The sequence below is a fragment of the Gottschalkiaceae bacterium SANA genome, assembly GCA_036323355.1.
In the GTDB taxonomy this organism is placed as follows: Bacteria; Bacillota; Clostridia; order Tissierellales; family GPF-1; genus GPF-1.
In genome coordinates this window covers 1373470-1394145 of record AP028876.1, presented here as the reverse complement: position 1 = coordinate 1394145, position 20676 = coordinate 1373470, and the positions used below count along the sequence as shown (strand labels likewise).

The following is a 20676-nucleotide window of genomic DNA, read 5'->3' as shown; positions in this document are numbered from 1 at the left end:
AAGGCTGAAAGAGGAAAGAAAAAAAATGTTATAAAAAGTTAAAAATTCATGTAAAAAAAACAAGAAAGCACCCCCCCACTGCCGGCAAAGCCGTACAGTGAGGAGGGTGCTTATCGATGACGATAAAGTCAGTTTATCAGTTTATCTTTGTTCCAATAGATTGATATCGCGATTTCGATGATCAACGCTAGTCTTGGTCGTTTCACCCATGGTGAAATGAAGCATTGCAGGTTGTCCCAATTGGAAATGAACAACACTATAGCTAGATCCATCAAATTCGAACAATGCGATGATATAATTCTCACCCTCTACCAATGATGGAAAATTGCGACCTTTTAAATTGTACTTGTAGTATCCTCCATCACCATTTTCGGCAGTTGATCGAGAATGTTTACCATTACCACCGCTCATCTTCAACTCACTGGTAGAAATAGTTTTAACCAAATTTCCTGGATTGAACAAGGTATCTTCACCCGCCTCATCCACATAAATTCGAAGCTGTGGTGATAATAATTGTTCAGAGACCCAGAAACGAATCTGTGTACTAGTTCGACCCAAAACAAAATCATCACCCGTTGGCGGTAGCCACAATCCTAAGATCTCTTGTGGAAGTATGGCACCAAGCTCAATAAATTCACCTTCTTCCAAACCTTCTACTTCCATATTCAAAGTGTAAAGTGTTGTAGAATCATCCGTCTCATTTACCTTGATTTTGTACTTGCCAGGCAATCGAGTAGGCTTAATATGCTGCACTGTTGCCTCTGGATTTGATGCAACCGCTGTAACACTTGGCAACGAGCGAGTACCTTCGTCCAGAAGTACAGATAATTCTATTTCTCCCTCTTCCACTTCTCCAGCTACAAACCCTTCGACTAAAACATTATCAACAGCCAGCACATCCAGCCCTTTTCCAGTTTTTGGCTGTGGCATCTCACCGCCGTCGCCACCGCCTTCTCCGCTGCCATTATTTTCCTCTTCCTCTTCAGGAATATAGCCCAATGGCGCTATTAAGATCGTATAGGTTGATTTATGAGTTTGATCCTCTGCAGTGACTATGATCGTTTCCTTGCGTGGATATGCACTATCCCCGTAGGTCGTCGTTTTATACTCAACCAATTCAACGTCAGGAATCAGACTAGCAAAGAATTTTTCGCCAAGAATTGAAGGTGGATCTCCAAGCGTCCCAATATTCTCTGGGGCTAAAACACCATCGTCTTTTGGAATTACACTATAGTCAACATTATTCTGAACGTCGTCATCACCATCCTCACTTATAAAGATATGGTAGAAATACACCGACGGGTCAAATGGCACATTGACAATACCTTCCGTGATCACGCCACTTTCTAGTTCAAAGGAATCAATCGCATGGCCGACAACCATACCCCCATTGATTGTCAAGCTATCCAATCTTGCATCGGTATTGCCATCGAACTCAAAAGGAATCTCATAGTCCACTTCCCTTCCGTCCTCAGCAGTCACCGTAATTGTTGCAACTAGGTTGTCCCGAGTTGCTTGCTCTACAATATGGGTCGCTGTTGTAGGATCAAACTCAACCGCCGAGACCACAGGGAGTCCGGAGCCTATCGGCAATAGATACGGCAAATTTTCTTCATCAAATAAGCTTTTTAAGTCAGCATCACCTTGATGATTTTGCGTAACTTCCGATGAGTCTTGATCCCAAAATTCTTCGTCATAAGTAATCGTTACAGATGCTAAACTGGCAACTGACGACTGCACATAGCCAGTACTTGGAAATTCTGCAGTAGCAATTTCCGGATACCCTTCCACGTCCCGCTCCACTTTATACTCATCACTACTTTCCAAATATGGGTAGGCAGAAAAGGTAACCTTATCAAATTGCAACTCTTCTGGAATATTGGTTTCCACTAGGGCTTGAATCAAGAACTCATCCCCTTCTCCCAAGGGAAGATTAAAAGGATTGATCAGCCACTCGTCAGCCCCAACTCTACATATAGAATCAGTAGCATCTGAATCAAACTTCGCATTATCAAGCACACCTAATAAATCAGATTCAATTGATGCGAAGGCAAATGCTTCATGCTCTTCTAGAGCAAATTCTCGTTGATCCGTTTCCATGCCGACATTACCACGACTCTTGACATATTCCACACCCAGTCTGAAACGATTAATCCCTTCAACAATATTATTGTCAACTTCATCATCTGGATATTCATCATAAGTTTCAGGATCATCGAACAAGGAACGGTCAATATCTTCCCATAGGAAGTTCAACTTGATAGCTTCCCCACCTTCAGCAATCCGCTGATAACTTACGTTTCTTTGCGAATAAAGAGCAATAAAGGTCCGCTGTTGATCGCCTACAGCTTCGTAATTTTCGTCGGTAAAAGGAATACCATCTTCTTCATACATTGGATTTCCTTCTTCATCAACCCAGCCAATATAACCGAGCTCTACAACCAAGGAATCAGCGGCGAATGTGCTCAAATTTGCTTCGATATAGACGCCTAAGTTGTCAACATCTAGCACGCGTTTAAATGTGAAATCCAGCATGCTCTCATGCAAGTCCGTATCATCATTTTTAGTCCACTCACCAAAGCTTGGCTCCAAAATCCAACTGTATTCAGTAGACTCCTTCGGCCGAATCTTCGTGATACTCAACTCAGGCTTCGGATCTTTGACACTGTCACCCCCTCCGCCGTTATCACCGCCTTGCGCGAATGTACCGCTCGTTAGTGTCGTCAATGCTAGAATCACAATCATTAAATAAACAAATACTTTAGTATGCTTTTTCATTGTTCCCTCCTTTCAAAACCATTATTGACGCTCTGCAAGCAAAAACTGAGAAATCATCTTCGCCAGTTCTCCACGAGTAATTGAACCATCTGGACGGATGCTTCCGTCTTCATATCCATTCAGGATACCATGTTGGCTCATTACTTGTGCCGCTTGATGCAGTTCACGTGGTAAGGTTTCCAAATCAGAAAAAGCGACTGGTTTTACATTCAAAACCTTCAGACCAAAGACCGCTTTTGCTGCTGCGATCAATTCTTGTCGCGTTGCGTATCGCTGCGGATTTACATTTCCGTTTCCATCCGCTTTCAAAGCACCTGTTGCCACCGCAATGCGCATAAATTCTTTTGCCCAATCAGAAATCGCATCTTCATCTGCCGCAACCATTTGACCGTCGGATGCCAAATCAATGGTATTCACTAAAATCTTCGCCAATTCTTCACGGGTAATTAATTCTTCTGGTTTGTAATTGCCTTGATCATCACCACACACAATGCCTAGGCTGGCCAATCGGTAGATATGATTTGCTGCCCAATGATTGCCGCAATCCGCCAAATCTGGGAACGCCTTCACAGCACGCACCCCAAAGGTAGACAGATGACTGATCTTGGCAGTAATTAAATTGTTAACCCGATCACTTGTTCCAGGAATTACAATCCATTCTCCAAGTTGGTCATTTCTGTAGCAAATTCGAAGTTCAGATTCCAAATTTCCTACCGGCAAGTCTTCATCATTGTAGGCAAAGGTCAGAGTCATCGGTATATCAAATGAATCGATCCTTTGGCCATCTTTATCGAAGAACTCGATATTGTATGTCAAATCTCCAACCTTCAAACTTCTGCCGCTGGATGTTTCACCTGTGGCCGGTGCAATGATGTAGGAAACATCCTCATCAAATTCACCAACAGGTACTTGCAAGGTTGCAAAGTCATTCTTAAATAAAATGGTTGCTCCCTTGCCTACATGAATGACTCCCTCAACCGTTTCAGGAGCAATTGCTTGGAGTCGATAGTGCGTACCAATCACTTCTACATTGAAGGTTACAGACGCTTCTGCCCGATTGTCAGCTTTATCAATTGCGATAATTTCAAGGGTATATTCTCCGCCTTCTGAAATCTTTGTAGAATTCAGGTACTCATTACCATTCATCAACATGGTCAGTTCGTTCAGATAATCGCTTAAACTATCCGTGACTGTAACATGAGGATCTGCACTGTTAACATAGGTTTCACCATCTTCAACACCTTCAATTCGAATAGTCGGTGCCGTTTTGTCAATAACAAAACCGATATGTTTTTCAGATGTTTTGCCATCAAGCTCAGCTCTAACAGTTAAGTCATATTCGCCTTCCGCATCCAAATCATACACACTTTTAGCTGGCATTATGAAACCGTTCCACAATAACTCAATCGTTGGAACCGCATCAAAAGTATGAATCTCTAGATGTACATCATCATTGCTATGCTCACCGTTCACAACACCAGTTATATCAATCTGAGGCACATTGCCATCTATGGTAAAGGCAATATGTCTAAAACTTGTATTGTCACTCAAATCAGTGGCAACAACGTCCAGTACGTATGCTTTCGGAGTTGTTGATGCCGCAATTTCTATCGGGCTCGTCGTATATACATCTTCGTTAGTTCCTTCGGAAACTGTCGCTTCCCAAGAACCCAATTCGTTTAAGGAGATCCCAATAGATACGTCTTCACTTCTAACATCGCCATCTTCAATTCCTGAAATCGTAATAAACGGTGCTGTGACGTCAACCATATCAATATCTGATTCGATCATTTTGCCGTCCATCATAATCCGTCTGAATTTCACATCTCCACCGCTATTTCCATTTTCATTCCATACGGAATACATAACAGTACCATCCGGTGACATACGGATTTGACACTCAGCCTGTGCACTTTCTAGTTTGCCTGTATCTTTGGCAAGCCATGGCCAAACATCTCGTTCCTGACCCGCATAATGACCTTGGCTGGTCTCATTAACAATTTTTGCTTCATGATAGAATGAATCACCAAAATCATCAGTATAGCTGTAATACAAATCTAAAGGTACTTTCGCTTCCATGGAATCATCTCCAGGATTGCTGCTTGTACCGTAGGTAACCCAGAACAAATTGATATTACGTTGGTCTTCACCATATACCACCTTGCCATTGACTTTCGTGGATGATGGTCCACCGACCAATCGCGGCTCAATTACCGTTTCTTTATTGTTCTGAAGTTTGGATAAATTTTGAGCCGGCTCATATTCACCTTTTGCCCAATAGGTCTCGACGACAACTTTCGGAATTTCATCATCGTCAATTCGTTCGTTTCCTGTCCCTAGAGCCGTTCGATACAAATCTTGATGCAAGACACCAATTCCCTGGAAAACACCATCAATATACACGTCGTTGTTTCCATTCGGATTGGTTGTAAATGTCTCGCCACCGTCGAAAGAGCGTCGCAGATACAGATTATACACGTCATTGCCATTTCTTGAGGCTGCCCAATTTGGCGTATGGTCGTAGGCAATCGCTAATTTTTTTCCTCGAAGAATGCCTCGATGCGCTCTAGCATCTTCATACGGATTTGCATAAGTCGCATCCATAAGGGCTTCTTCAGGTTGTTCCCAACGCATTACCTTGATGCCATCGCCACTTTTATCTTCTGAACTATTGATATTTATCGCTTCTTCAGTTGGTCTAGTAGCGCTGATATTATAAATTTCGTCCGATAAGAATTCGGTTGAGTAAGGATTCCGACTTCCTTTTATGGTGCTAGGGATTTCCCATCTCCTCATCAAAATATCGCTCGGACGACCCATACCGTTTTCGCCCATTTTATAGACCATAACCAAAGACGTTCCGGTGTCCCATTTTGCAGGGGAACTTGTAGACGATTTGCCCAAGGCACCATTTGCACCTTGGATTAAAAGTCTCGGTCTACGTGCATTTTCATAAGCTGGAATTGGGTCTTTGTTGAAATCAAGAAGGAGTTCGCCGGCTTCGTCAACTAAATACAATAATCCCCTATGAACGTCACCTTTTTTTGCATCTACATTCCCTTTGCTAGGAATGAGGCCTGGCAGACTACCGTCTTCCCACACATAGTGATCAAAGTCAGCCTGAGAGTCAATTTCCACTTGCGGATTCATTATCTCTCCCGCACTAACAAGATCCGGCTTGGCCATATCAAAGGTATGGTAGATCACTAATTTGCCATTATCAGGAACATAGGCTTCCTTGCCTTTTTGTTCACCAACACCTGAGCCTTCCGCAATTACTGGGTCAACGCCCACTTCAGTCAATTCATCAACTGGGGCCGTCTCATCATCAACTGGAACACCCTCGTCAGTCGTTCCACTCTCAATATCGGTGGGGGTGTGTTCATCGTAAGAAGCACTTGTTACTTCATCCGGTCCTGCACCAGCACCCTTGGTTTCTTCATAGCAAACGACAACCCAGGCGCTTTTGTAGGACTTGCCATTTGCATCTTTAGTCATATATGGTTGCATCATGATATTAGGGCGAGACGCTCCTGTATTACCATCAAGAATTCGTCCATCTTCTGTTACCGCCACATATTTATCGGCTTCTTGATGATTGACTTTAAAATACAATTGGTCACAGATCGCAGGACCATTGTAATAACTAGGCAAATTGGCGTACCCATACTTATGGGTGCCTTGATCATCGCCTGCTTCCAGAAGCGGAACAAAATTACTTGAATTGACCGAAAGCAAATCACCTTCGCTCAAAGTATCTAGCCCTGGAATCATCAATTCATCGATTTTCATGCTTTCTGTATTGATTGTGTCATTGTCGGAAATCCGCACAGGCATAGAGAAAGGAATTTCAGCCTTAGGCCTTCCTTTTTGATCCTCATTGATATCCTCTTTTTGCACACCGCTGGATTCGAAATTAACATCGATATCTTTAAAATCGTCCCATGCAATATAAGAATACCAAATATCCGTTTTATGGTTGGTTGTCGCTCCACTCCAACCTTCCCCAGGTCCTGCCATTTCGCCAGGACGTAAACCTTCAGGATCTTCTTGCCAAACAACACCAAAACCGGCACCTTCAGTACCGCTTTGCATCAGTTGGAATGCATCACGTCGACCAGAAGTCAAGCGCTCTGGTTTATACCAAGTCAATTGTCCAGTTGCTGGATCAATAACGCCGCGACAGGTCCAGACAACACTAAATGGCAATTCACCAACTTCATAATACCCATCACTGGAATAATCACGTGAACGTTGTGGTCCACCCACGCCAAATAGATCATCTTCATAGTACGGCTCATCAGGTTCCAATGCATAGCGCGGATTACCCGTTCTACCAAACTTGGATGTCCATGCGGCTAGAATATAATTTCCACGTACACGGATCTGTGGTTTATGACAAGTTCCCGAAAATTCTATCCCATCTACCGTCATGAATGAAGATTTGTCTGCAGACTTTGATAAATTCTGTACCTGCCAAGTTTCTCCGGCATCCTTGGAAACAGCCCCATAGATATCAAATCCATTGGTTCCCATAACCTTTTCCGCATAGCATGCAATCAACGGCTTCGCTAAATTCCGCTGTTCACTAAGCTCATACTCATTTTCTTGGGCTTCTTCATCAAAAACCAAATCATAATAATTTAATGTAACTGGGTCGCCATTCGCTTTCATGGCTGGCACATACATCGGCATTAATTCGAGTTTCGCCTTTGCGTCTTCAAAAGCAGAATTCTTTGATACATTTTTTCGGACCATATTACTGCTTGTGCCTTTTTGTAAATTATCCAAGGCGTCAACAGAATCAACAGGGTTTAACTTCCCGCCCATCTTCTTATTGGTCCCTTCAATCACATTCTCGATCTGATCGGAATCACTGAAGTCAAAGGCGTCGATCTCCATCTCATTCGTGGTCCGTGTCAGCGCCATACTAGTAGCCATATCGATAACGATTCCGCCGGTGGGTTCTCCATCCTCATCCAAACTTTGTAAAAGTTTGGCCATGTTGACAACCCTTGGATCATCCGTATCGCTGGTTCCTACCACATCCATTGGTGTGATTCGCTGGTCTGCTTTTACCTTGCCAAGGGATACACCACCAATAAACAACTCAACGGATTCACCTGCAAAATAATCAAATGAACCACCATCATCCGTTATTCCTATATGTGTCGGAGTTTGATAGCCCACGCCTTTTACTGGCGCATCAATAAAGTGTCCGGTACTCGGATGAACAATTGCATAGTTCATCCACCAACCCGTATGGTTCAGAAATTCCACATTGCCTTGGCCCCACGCATATCCCATGCCTTGCGTGCTGGTTTCAGACGTCGGTTCCACATGAAGACAAACCGATATTTTTGGAATTCTTCGGGCCTCGTCACGCTTGCCCCAAGTCAGATCCAAGTCATCCATCAAATCCAACGAAAATTCATATGTATGTGTCGACTCCGTCAGCTGAGCTTTGTACGGAAATTCTTGAATCGCAGGCGCACCTCCAAGGGTAATCGGCACTTCATCAGCGCCTACATAGATCATTACTTCTCGGATCGCCCACTCTTGGTCTGTATCCAGAGTCATCCACAATCGATCTCGTGTATTCCATAGAGACATCTGACCAATGACAACATCCGTATCTTTCGAAATACCGCCGTCGATCATTAAAATGTCTGCAACATATTTGCCTGGTCCGATAAAACCAACCTCCGCTAAGTTGGTCGAATCAGTGTCAGCAAATGCTGGAAGTGAAATCAATTGGATGACCATGGAAATTACAACTAAAACAACCATCCTTTTTTTTACTTTCATCGATAACCTCCTTTTCTTGTACATTATGTTATTCCTTGCCTTTAGAGCCATAAATAGATATATCAGCCAGTTTATGACAATTAAAAACTGCCACAGAATTCTGTGGCAGTCGACCGTTCTTTCCTTGAAGTAACTTTTTTCTGTCATAAGATGTCTGGCTTTGCGTCCCACTCTCACGAGCAGTTTGCCTTTTTCGTTGATTTCCTATAATAACCAATTTAATAGCATATGCCATTAATTGAGTATGGATATATTACCCCGTTTTTCAAACTTTATAACATTTTGTAAGAATTCGTAAGTAAGAACAGTATTTTTACATTAATTGGCCAAAATGTAAAATATTATTTATCGTTTGAATATATATACGTCTCTTATCCACTCGCTTAAATCAAATTTTCCGGATTCAATGAAAATCAACGACAAAAGCGAGTGCCAATCGACAATTGGCACTCGCTACCTTTTACTCCTTCTCGTTTACCTATTTTCAATTCATATTACTATATAACGCCTATTCGTAAAATATTACCATTTTTTCAATAACTTCACCCGTTTTTTTCAGGTGAACCTCTTTCAGCATGGTTTCATTATCTGCAAACGTAGATTGCAAATTCGTTTTATACGGTTTGTAATCAATCAGCAGGAAGTAACCACCAATCTTCAATGGTACTTCTCGCGCTCGATCCCATGCAACATAGAGTTCTGTTTCACCAGTTGTCGATGAAGTTCTCTCCTCAATTCTACCAAAGAGTTTAACTTCATCCACATACAAATTTGTATAGATGTCGTCAATCTCCGTATAATCATCCAAGAAATTCGGTTGATTCGTTTTAACATCTTCCTTATAGAAATCGTAAATGGAAACAGATGTCAGATCGGTTCCTTCTGGGAACTCCTCACGCGTTAATACCACATGTCTTCCCACTAGATACTCTAATGGAATCTCATCCGGATTCAAAATATCGACTTCAATCGATCCCGTGGGAACTGCAGATCCAATTTTAAAGTTGGTATGATAGGTTTTCGGACGTTCCCCTTCATCACCACTTGGATAATCATCAAAGGTGCTGACTTCCACAAAAACTTCTTTCGATGAATTTGTATTCGGACTAAGATCAGTTAAAACATCAATCAAACGAAATCCAGCAATGGTTTTTCCCAAACCATCCATCACGACTTCACCTAGCTCATTAACCTGAACAAATCCACCAGTAAACTCGCCCGATTGAAATTCTACGAAACTGATTGGATCTGAGCCATAGTAGGCCCATTCTCCATTATTTTTTGTCACATTCTCACCGAAGGTAAATATGCCTTCACCCAAAAGACCCTCCGAACCCTTTTCCGTAACGCGAATATAGTAGGTTTCATTGTTGAATGCAACGAGCTGATCGGCATCAAAGAAATTTTTACAAGTAATAAAAACCTCATCAGCTGTGTCAAAATGCTCTTCGGTGACCTCGCCCATAAAGTCAGAAGACGCCATGGCATAGGCATTGTCCACCAAATCAATCTCTGCTTTTATAACCGAAATACCCCAGCTTGCCAACTCGACACCTTGACTGTTACGCAGTTTGACAATCGCATACCCTGTTTCGTTCGCCGTAGCCTTAGTTACAATTTGAATCTGATTGATAAGCAAACCCGTATCATCCCGCAAGTCATCCAAGCCACGCATATCATTCGTAACCGCAACGATATTCGGATCTGTGCTTGTAAAATAAAATCCCGTCAAATCCGTTCGGTCCCAAGGTACCTCCCCACGGATCCCTTCTAATTGATAAGTGAGATCAAAAGCACTTTCACTTAGATTAACAACCTTCTCAACCAGTTCCAACTTATCCGGCTCTAAAACATGAAGAGTTGGACCCGTCGCGGTCACGTCATGAGAAATGATCCCATACAGGTCGACATCAGCATCTACAGGCAAAGTTTCATTCCCATGGGTTGGAGCGATAAAGTATAGATAATCGCCATCATCCAGGGTTTGTACATAAGTCTTGTTCTGCCATGCGATATCTAAAGATCGTCCCATCGCCTCCATAATCAACGGCAAAGGATACCTTTGACCAACCTCAAATTCAGTTTTTTCTAAAATTGTACCCATAGCAGGAAAAACTTGTACGATCACTTCAACCTCGGCTGATGCCAGTAGAGTTTCACCTAATTTCAATTCCGCTGTAATCATTGATTCTCCAGCTCCTACAGCCGTAACAAGACCCGCTTCTACAATAGCTGCTAATTCGTTTGATGATGACCATTGGATCATGTCATAATCGACATTAGCTGGACTGATTTTCGGATTTACCGAGATCTCTTCATCAATAAACATTGCAACTTCCGTCATTGGCGGATCAAACACTTTATTGAAGCTCAAAGCGAAAGCTTCAAGTTCATAATGATGTTCTATGAACTTCACGATCACTTTTTCCGTGAAATCACCTTCAAATGTACCTAAGGAAATAGTTTGTTTCTCTGGTGTCGCAAATCCTGGCACCATGGCACTCTCAATAAAACACTCATGCCCTACAGGAACCTTAACAGCATATGGCCCAGTTGTATCACCCTGTAAGGTGATGATATTCTTATACGTAAATACCCCATCGTCCAGTTTGTAGACACAGATGACCGCCTCATCACCATCTGCCAAACCTTCTTGGAAGATATTCAATGTAACAAATTTCCCCTCGTCAACAAACTCTGTTTCTGAAATCGACTCATCAAAAGGATTCAGCTCCGCTTCATCCTCCCCTTCGTCCTCTCCCGGTTCATGGTCATCAGGCTTGCCGTGGGTGTCACTTCCACCGTTATGACCCGATGAGCCACCGGATGAATGACCTTTATCACTTTTGTCACCACTTGAACTCATTACATCTGCGTCGCCAGACGCTTCTTCTGAATCATCACTATGACCATCTTCAGCGTGACCATCCTCTCCATTACCCGTTTTTCCTTCCTGACCCTCTTTGTAGGTGCTTCCTCCTTTATGCATTTGGAATCCACCGAATTTTCCTCGTCCAGCGTCGGACCCGCTGGCAAAAACCCCTACACTAACAATCGTCGCAAAACACACACATAAAATCAATACCGATACAAATACTTTTTTCTTCCACTGTTTTTTCATCGATAGTCCTCCTCACAGCGTGTACATATAATGGGTTATGACCCTTTTTTTTACACTAAAAAACCACCTCCTTTTCTTGAGGCAGTCAGTCGATCTTTTGCAAGACGCTTAACTTTGCGTCCTATCCTCACGAATAGTTTGCTTTTCTCCAGACCATGCTAATTTCGGTTCAGTTTTAACGATTTTCCTTATGTATTCTTACCCTCTTAATTTTGGATTTATCTCCAAATAAAAGAAAACCCGATAAAAATTTATCAGGCTTAAATGGCGGGAATAGATGGGAATCGAACCCACCCAGGACGTTCTTCACGCCCCGAACTGGTTTTGAAGACCAGAGAGCACACCAGCACTCATCTACTCCCATGGGGTATGCTAATTGATTATGTCATACATTTAAAAAAAGTGCAAGAATTGAAAAAAGGTGCAACTTTCGCTACACCTCTGGAATCCAAATTTTAAACTTGCTTCCTTGACCCAACTCACTTTCCACCTCAACTCGTCCCTGATGAAGCTCAATAATTTGATTGGTGATAGAAAGTCCCAAACCGGTTCCCCCTGTTTTCCGAGACCTCGCCTTATCCGTTCGATAAAATCGCTCAAAGATATGATCAATTCCTTCGGGTTGAATCCCAATGCCATTATCAGTCACCTCGATCACGGCAAACTTACCCTCTCGGCGAAGCACGATATCCACTTTCCCATCTGGTGCCGAATACTTAATAGCATTTTGAATGACATTATATACCGCTTGCTCGATTTTTTTGCCATCACAATTCAATTGAATACGATCCACAGGTGTAAAAATTACTTGGGATTCCGTTTCCTTGATGACCGGCTGCAGCCGATATAAGATCTGTTCAATCAGATAATTCAAAAGCGCCGGTTTGTAATTCAAGCTCAGCTTCTCTCGATCTAAATCTACCAGCAACAAAAGATCCACAATAATTTCATTCAGACGATCCACTTCATGATCGATATCCGTTAAAAACTCACGATACAAAGCTTCATCATTTTCTTCCTGGCCCAAGAGAGAACTGGATAAAAGTTTAATGGAAGCAAGGGGTGTTTTCAATTCATGAGAAACATTTCCCACGAATTCTCGTCGCTGATAATCCACCTGATCCAATTTGGTACTCATAATATTAAATGCCGTTGCCAGCTTTTCCAACTCGTCTCGCGTATGAATCTCCACGCGTTGATGAAGATTGCCCTGGCTCATCTTGGTAAAAGTCTCCGTTAATTCACTGATGGGCTTCGTCATCAAGTCAGAGAACATCATGCTGATGACCAAAACGATCAGAATACCAAAGATCGAGATTATATCCAAGGCGGAGGTTACTTCATCCACCCGCAAGTGAAGCTGTGTCAATGGCTTGACCACGATGGCAACGCCTATGGTTTCGCCAAAGTAAACAATAGGTTCAGCGACAATCAATCGATCGCTTTCCTCCTCCACCCGCATAACCGTGGCACCAGCAAGGCTGTCCCTTGCATCCCTCGAAGCATATACCGTATTGGTCAAGCGGTCATCCGAGTCTTCTAAGACCATCAACTTTGGATCCAAAAGTAAAATCCTCGCCTGAATCTTATTGCTATATTCCTTCAACTGATTGCTAAAATCTTCTCGAACAGGTTGGTAGTCCGACTGTGACAAATAGTATTGATTCTGTGAAGCTAAGATCTTTGCTTCCGCCACGATATCAGTCTGCACTTCGTCCAAATAAACGTTGTACATGGTCTGGGCGACAAAAATCCGAATAATCATCACAAAAATAATAATCAAAAATAAATAGGTGAAAACAAGTTTCCACCTAATACTGATAATTGAATTACTGAGTTTTTCCTTTAAAATAGTAACCAACTCCCCATTTTGTCAGGACATATTCTGCTTGACTTGAATTCTCTTCAATCTTTTCTCGTAACCGCCGAATATGCACATCCACCGTACGAAGATCACCAAAGTACTCGTATCCCCAAATGATTTCCAATAATTCTTCCCGAGTAAATACCTTGCCTGGATTCGTTGCCAATAATAACAGCAGGTCAAATTCCTTTGCTGTCAGATTGATTTCTTTATTGCGAGCAGAAACCTTGCGGCCCAGAGTGTTAATCGTGAAATCCTCTACCTTGATTACTTGCTCCGCTGGTTTATCCTTAATGGCGGTTCTTCTAAGGATCGCTTTAATCCGCGCCTTCAACTCGAGGATATTGAACGGCTTCGTTAAATAATCATCCGCTCCATATTCAAGACCCAAGATCTTATTCATGTCTTCGCCCTTGGCTGTCAACATAATGATGGGTACTTGCGATGACTCGCGAATCTTTTGACAAACCTCAAGACCATCCATCTCTGGCAACATCAAGTCCAAAATAATTAAATCATAATCATTCTTTGTAAATTTTTCGACCCCTTCTTTTCCATCATAGGCCGCGTCTATCACATGATCATCCTGTTCCAAGCTATACTTGAGTCCTTTGACCAGTAGCGCTTCGTCATCGACGATTAATATTTTACTCATATAAACCCTCCTGTACCTTCACTTCATCCTTATTTTATCACAGTTGACACACTTCGCCTATGAATTTTGGCAATTTCAGGGCAATTCTTTGGTCCCCTTGCCGCATGGTCCATTTCCTTTCATCGTAGCTTTCCAGAAGCAGAATTGCCTGCTTGCGTGAAATTCCATATGCATCCCGAAATTTTCCCACGGTAAACGGGTTTTCTCCAAATTGTTCAACGATCAAACGAAGCCCTTCTTCAACGAATTTTCTTGAAGCATAAAGATCTCCCCCAAGGCGTATGATCTCTCCTTCTTCCAAGAGAATTGGCCAGATAACCTTGGCTTGATCACGCTCCGCCAGCCACTGACTTTCCTTGGCAGCTTCGTGCTTGGCTTCCGCCTTTTCCTTCAGTTCTTTATAGAGTGCCTCCTGCTTAGGGGACAATTTCCGTTCAAACCCACTAAGCCAAATATTGCTTTCGTCACTGACACCAAATCCTGCCACTTCCCAGGCCTTCAATACCTCCATCTGTTGCTTTTGATTCGCTCTTGGAAACAGAAGATCCAGTCCCTGTTTTTTCGGCATTCCTCGACGAAGGAGGTTCTTTTGATGAAACTCCTTTACGATCTGTGTAAAACGAACAAACAACTCAGCCTCCCTTTTGCGAGACAAAAGAAAATTAGAATAACGCACAATTTCCCCATTCTCCGCCAGAACGCTGATCCACTTATCCGTCTCTTCTCTCGACCACCCAAAGGCATGAGCCAGGTCACTGCGATCCTGAACCAAATCCATCGAACGCTCCAGTCGCACCAAAGCTGCTGCCGCGGGACCTCCCTTTTGAATCGACTCCAACCAGGTCCCCATTTCCTTGCGTGCTCGTTTTCCCCGCGGAGGATCAGGCTCCAATACCTGTCCGCCACAAAGGGTTTCTACAGGTGAAAGATTACGCAATACAAAACGATCAAATAAAACCAAAGGAATTGATTCCTCAACCCGCAACATGATCCAAGCCGACTGACCGGCCTTAACGACCTCTGGTTCCACATGTTCCACTTTGCAAGGCACCTTTCTTGAACCCAAATGCAAACGCAGCTCCATTCCCTTATGAAGGGGGCGAGGACTATCCTTGGTCATTTGAATTCGCCCTGCAAAGCGATCACTTAAGGCAACGCGTTCCGGCAGACTAACAAGATCTCCACGTTTCACCTGATCCTTTGAAAAGGCTGGTAAGTTCATTGCAACCCGTTGTCCAGCAACCGCCGTCTCCACAGATTCATCATGAATCTGAATCCGCCGAATCTTACTCGTCAATCGCTGCGGATAGAGCATCACCTCTTGACCCAAGATTAAACTTCCACCCAGAAGGGTGCCTGTTACAACGCTTCCGAAACCCTTGATGGAAAAAGAGCGATCCACCCAAAGACGAGCCACCCCATCTTCTTCCTGTTTTGGAGCTGAAGCCGCCAACGCCTCAATCGCAAGGCGCAATCGATCCAGACCCCCTCCCGTTTTAGAAGAGACAAAAATCCTTGGCGCCTTGGCTAAAAAACTGTCGCTCAATTCCTCATCCAAGGAGTCTGCAACAAGTTCGCGCCACTCTTCATCCACCAAATCCGTCTTCGTAATCACCACGATTCCCGCTTGTACTTGAAGGAGTTTAAGAATCTCCAAGTGTTCTCGACTCTGAGGCATCATTCCCTCATCTGCCGCAATAATAAATAAAACAAAATCCATACCAAAGGCACCGGTTAACATATTGGAGACAAAACGCTCGTGTCCAGGCACATCAATAAAACCAACCCGTTCGCCACTGGCTAGATCATAATAGGTGAATCCCAAATCAATGGAAATCCCCCTCTGCTTTTCTTCCTTCAATCGGTCCGTTTCTCGTCCAGTCAGTGCGCGAATCAAAGCCGTCTTTCCGTGATCGATATGGCCTGCAGTCCCAATAATAATCTGTCGCTTCACGCCATGTCCTCCAATTCCCGCAATCGTTTTACCAGCAGTTTCCATTGATCTGGATAGATGGTTCGCAAATCAATCCAAACCTCGTCCTGTTGAATGCGAGCGACTACAGGGTTCGTCCCCTGTCGAAGTATCGCTTCCTGCATAGCTGAATTCCCCTTGCTAACAACCAAGGCTAAGCTCAAAAAACTCACCCCTGGCAGACTCCCGCCACCAATGGTTCCCTCGGTTTCACGAATTTCCAATCCAAGTTTTTGAATGGCCGTCTCCGATAATTCCGATTGAATCTTCTCCGCCGCCTCCTGCAATTCCGCCTGGCTTCTTCCCAACATCCAGTAAAACGGAATCTCATTCATGCGATCTCCATGAAGATACAGCCTTAATGTTTCTTCCGCAAGAGCTAGGGTCACTTTATCTACCCGAAGGGCGCGATTCAATTGATGACTTTTACAGCGCTCGATCAACTTTTTCTTGCCCACCAAGAATCCCGCCTGGGGTCCCCCTAACAGCTTGTCACCGCTAAAGGTCACCAGATCCACACCCGCAGCGATAGAAGCCTGTACGGTTGCCTCTTGTGGCAATCCATAGGTGGTTAAGTCCGTCAATACGCCACTTCCCTGATCCTCCAATACCGGCACCCCCGTCTTGTGACTCAGAGCTACCAATTCCTTTAGGGACGTCGACTCCGTAAATCCAAGGATTTGATAATTGCTCGTATGCACCTTTAAATAAGCACCCGTATCGAATCCGGTGGCTTCATAGTAATCGGACAATCGAGTGCGATTGGTTGTTCCCACTTCCAAAAGTTTGGCGCCACTGAGACGCATCACATCAGGGATTCGAAAAGAACCACCGATTTCCACCAACTCTCCCCGAGAAACCACCACTTCCTGATCCTGGCAGAGGGCCGCAAGCATCAGCATCACTGCTGCTGCATTGTTATTGACAGCCATAGCCGCCTCAGCCCCCGTCAGAGCACAGAGCAAGCCTTCAATATGATCATATCGAGAACCACGCCTGCCAAGGTCCAATTGATACTCAAGGTTCGAATACCGGCTTGCCTTATCCACGGCGCGTTTGACCAAGTCTTTCGAAAAATTAGCCCGTCCCAGATTGGTATGAAGCAAAGTTCCGGTTCCATTAATCACAGGACGCAAGCCAATAAAACCCACTCTCAATCGATTCTCCACCGTGTCAAAAAGAGAAGCGATCTCCGATTCAATCACGGTATCATCAATAAGCGCATCACCAGAAGCTGTATGAATCAACTCTCGGATTGCACCCAAAGTGGAGGCAAAAGCCTCCTTCACTTGTTCATATCCAAATTCCTGTATCCACGCCTCAACCCGTTGATCTGCCAAACACGTGTCCATTTTGGGCAATCGACGATACCATTTTTCCATTTTTTCCTCCTATCGAATCAGAAGAGAAACCTCGCGTTTTTCAACCGCCCGACCAATCCGGACGCAAAATCGTCCCGCTTTCGCAAAGGACGCTTCCAATTCATCAGCCTCGTCCTCAGCCACAGCAAGCAACAAACCACCCGAAGTCTGGGGATCAAAGATCAGGTCCTGCTGCGCTTCTGACAAATCTGCTTCCATTGCAATTTTTTTGCCAACATGGCCACGATTGCTGTACATCCCGGCTGGCAAGATTCCCATTTCAGCCCATTCAATGGCCTCTGCTACAAAGGGCAATGTTTCTCCCTCTAACAACAAAGTCAGGCCACTGCCTTCTGCCATTTCCAATCCATGACCAGCCAAACCAAATCCAGTTACATCCGTGCAAGCATGAATCGTAAAATTCTCTGCAATTTGCTTAGCGTAAAGATTCAATTCCGACATAATGGAAACAGCGGTTTCCATCCCCTCCAACGAGATTAAATCCGCCTTGATGGCTGTCGATAGAACCCCCATGCCCAAGGGCTTGGTCAAAAACAAAACGTCACCAGCCTGCGCACCACTATTGGTCCATATCCGATTGGGGTGAACAAATCCCGTTACGGAAAGACCAAATTTAGGTTCCTGATCCTCGATGGTATGGCCGCCGACTACAAATGCACCCGCTTCTTCCACCTTATCCCGCATACCCTTCAAAATATCACTCACCATATCAGCATGAAGCCCTGTCGGCACACAGGCAATATTCATGGCAAGCTTGGCTTCCCCGCCCATGGCAAAAACATCACTTAAAGCATTGGCTGCAGCGATCTGCCCATATTGATAGGGGTCGTCTACCACAGGTGTAAAGAAATCCATCGTTACAACAAGGGCTTCTTTTTCATTGATCTTATATACAGCGGCATCATCGGATGTTTCCGTTCCCACCAGTAAATTCTCGTCTCTTTTCAATGATAAATCTCGCAGTACCTGCGAGAGGACCTCTGGTCCTAATTTCGCGCCTCAACCAGAGCTCGCAGTCATTTGTGTCAATCGTACTCTTTCAATCATTGCTATCACCTCAATTAATTGTTATTTGATCGCAGATTTTTTCATAGGTTTTTTGGCCAATCCCGCTTACGGATTGAATTTCCTCAATCGATTGAAAGGGATGCTGGGTTCGGTAATCGATAATCGCTTGGGCTTTTGTGGGTCCAATCCCCGTTAAGCCCTCCAATTCCATTTCTTTCGCCCGATTAATATTCACCTTGCCATCTGCCTGCGGTTGGTTTTCTGCCACTTGCACATCCGTCTCTAGGGTGCTCGGTACAATAATTTGCTCTCCATCCACCAAAATGCGAGCCAGGTTCAACTTTTCCAGGTTGGCAAAATTGGTCTCGCCTCCCGCCGCTTGTATGGCTTCAATCACCCGTGCACCTGACCGTAGGGCATACACCCCTGGTTCAAACACCTCACCTGCGATATGTACAACCAATTCAGCTTCATGTTCAACGTCCCCATTTTTTTCCATCGGTTCCGCTTCCATTGTCTCGATCTCACTCAAGTCCACGTCTTGCATTTGGCGTCCAAAAAACAAAAGTCCCGCTAAAGCAATTAGGGCTATCAACAAGATCATTTCACGTTTCGTAAATCGATCCATGCCATTTCCTCCTAATTTCTCATCCACTATATTGTACCGCAATTGAACCACTTTGTCTGTATTCCCATTGCGCTTTTGGCGCCCATCTCATATAATAAAAACAGAATTTCAATCGGAAGGAAGAAATTAATGAAACGAATACTTACAACCCTGCTGATCCTGACACTAACCTGTCCGATTTTCTCCACCGGATTTGCTTTGACAGAACCGGAAATCGATAGCCCTGCAGCCATACTGGTCGATCTGGAATCTGGATCTACCTTGTATGAAAAAAACGCCGATAAGGTCATGTACCCGGCTAGCATCACCAAGATCCTATCTGCAATTGTCGTCCTCGAGTATTTTCAATTGGATGAATTGGTCACTGTAGATAAGAACTCGCCCTACGAGGTTGGTGACAGCACCCATATCGCTCTAGAACCCGGCGAGGTGCTCACGGTCGACCAATTGCTTCATGCTGGATTAATTCGATCCGCCAACGACGCCATGAAAGTACTGGCACGTGCCGTTGCCGGTAGCGAACCTGCATTTGCGGAATTAATGAACGAAAAAGCTTTGGAACTGGGAGCAAGCCAAACCCATTTTGTTAATGCGACAGGCCTGCCCGATGAAAATCACGTCACCACGGCAGCGGATATGGCAAAGATTGCCGCCTATGCCATGACGATTCCTGAATTTGCAGCGATCGTACAGACCCCATACTATAAGATTCCACCAACAAATATTAAAGAGAATGAACGATATTTTGAAACTACCAACAAATTACTATTCAGTCCTGGAAAACGCATTTCTTATCATGGGTCCTCGATACCCATTAAGTATCCCGGCACAATAGGAATGAAGACCGGCTATACCTCCCAGGCAAAAAACACCCTGGTCGCAGCAGCTGAAAATGGCGATGCCAAATTGCTGTTGGTTATTTTAAATACCTCGGGTTCCAATCTCTATATCGATGCCCACACCTTATTGGACTTTGGATTTGAAAACTTTAAGAAACGAAACGTATGCGTGGCCAACGAATATATTACGCAGATCCCCATTCTTTCCGGGGACCGGCCCGATCTTGCGGCCATTGTAAAATCTACTGTCGCCCTTCCCTTCTCAACCGATCGAGACCCGATTTTCGGCAAAATCGTAATCCCTGCCGAGAATCTGGAAGCCCCTGTCCATAAAGGCGACGAGGTGGGCAAGGTGGAATACTATTTTGAAGATCAATTGATTGCCAGGGTTTCCCTGATTGCAGCTACGGATGTGCGCTTTATCGGCAAGGTAACGACCCTTATGGATCAAAAGCCGATCCCAACAGCGGTTCTAATCAGCGCTGGTGTCATCGGACTCTTTGCCATCGTGCTTCTCTTTGGACAAGCCATGCGATTAAGAAATCAGCGGATGCGCAAGAAAAGACGTCTCGCATTGAATGAGCAACGAAAAAAAGAAAATATGCAATAAAAAAAATGGAT

Annotated in this window: 10 protein-coding genes, 1 tRNA gene and 2 riboswitches; of the genes, 1 reads left to right on the top strand and 10 read right to left on the bottom strand. The window is 44.1% G+C overall.

What is annotated here, in order from left to right; genetic code table 11:
• Positions 1-141 precede the first annotated feature (141 nt).
• The 10 genes from AC25CA_RS06545 to AC25CA_RS06500 form a co-directional block, all read right to left on the bottom strand.
• On the bottom strand, positions 142-2778 hold the full coding sequence (locus AC25CA_RS06545; protein ID WP_486816252.1) for a hypothetical protein: 2637 nt from the start codon (positions 2776-2778) through the stop codon (positions 142-144).
• Between the two features lie 21 nt (positions 2779-2799).
• Complete coding sequence (locus AC25CA_RS06540; protein ID WP_486816251.1) at positions 2800-8586, bottom strand: choice-of-anchor O protein; 5787 nt, start codon at positions 8584-8586, stop codon at positions 2800-2802.
• 101 nt (positions 8587-8687) lie between these two features.
• Positions 8688-8785, bottom strand: a riboswitch (cyclic di-GMP riboswitch).
• 309 nt (positions 8786-9094) lie between these two features.
• Positions 9095-11707: a hypothetical protein gene (locus tag AC25CA_RS06535; RefSeq protein WP_486816250.1), complete on the bottom strand. Its 2613-nt coding sequence runs from the start codon at positions 11705-11707 to the stop codon at positions 9095-9097.
• A gap of 77 nt (positions 11708-11784) precedes the next feature.
• A riboswitch (cyclic di-GMP riboswitch) is annotated at positions 11785-11860 on the bottom strand.
• Between the two features lie 112 nt (positions 11861-11972).
• A tRNA-Sec gene (locus AC25CA_RS06530) sits at positions 11973-12069 on the bottom strand.
• A gap of 71 nt (positions 12070-12140) precedes the next feature.
• Entirely contained in the window at positions 12141-13568 is a 1428-nt protein-coding gene (locus tag AC25CA_RS06525) for a sensor histidine kinase (protein WP_486816249.1), read from the bottom strand.
• Positions 13537-14226 carry a response regulator transcription factor gene (locus tag AC25CA_RS06520; protein ID WP_486816248.1) on the bottom strand — a complete coding sequence of 230 codons (690 nt, stop codon included), beginning with the start codon at positions 14224-14226 and terminating at the stop codon, positions 13537-13539. The genes AC25CA_RS06525 and AC25CA_RS06520 overlap by 32 nt, the downstream gene beginning before the upstream one ends.
• A 37-nt stretch (positions 14227-14263) precedes the next feature.
• Positions 14264-16180 (bottom strand): selenocysteine-specific translation elongation factor, encoded by a 1917-nt coding sequence (gene selB / locus AC25CA_RS06515; protein ID WP_486816247.1) that lies wholly within the window; start codon positions 16178-16180, stop codon positions 14264-14266.
• Positions 16177-17580 carry an L-seryl-tRNA(Sec) selenium transferase gene (gene selA / locus AC25CA_RS06510; protein WP_486816246.1) on the bottom strand — a complete coding sequence of 468 codons (1404 nt, stop codon included), beginning with the start codon at positions 17578-17580 and terminating at the stop codon, positions 16177-16179. Before selA ends, selB begins: the two co-directional genes overlap by 4 nt.
• Before the next feature lie 9 nt (positions 17581-17589).
• Complete coding sequence (gene selD, locus AC25CA_RS06505; protein ID WP_486816245.1) at positions 17590-18627, bottom strand: selenide, water dikinase SelD; 1038 nt, start codon at positions 18625-18627, stop codon at positions 17590-17592.
• A gap of 10 nt (positions 18628-18637) precedes the next feature.
• Positions 18638-19216 carry a helix-hairpin-helix domain-containing protein gene (locus tag AC25CA_RS06500; RefSeq protein ID WP_486816244.1) on the bottom strand — a complete coding sequence of 193 codons (579 nt, stop codon included), beginning with the start codon at positions 19214-19216 and terminating at the stop codon, positions 18638-18640.
• 129 nt (positions 19217-19345) lie between these two features.
• Here AC25CA_RS06500 and AC25CA_RS06495 point away from each other — a divergent pair, with 129 nt between their 5' ends.
• Positions 19346-20665 carry a D-alanyl-D-alanine carboxypeptidase family protein gene (locus AC25CA_RS06495; protein ID WP_486816243.1) on the top strand — a complete coding sequence of 440 codons (1320 nt, stop codon included), beginning with the start codon at positions 19346-19348 and terminating at the stop codon, positions 20663-20665.
• Positions 20666-20676: the final 11 nt, after the last annotated feature.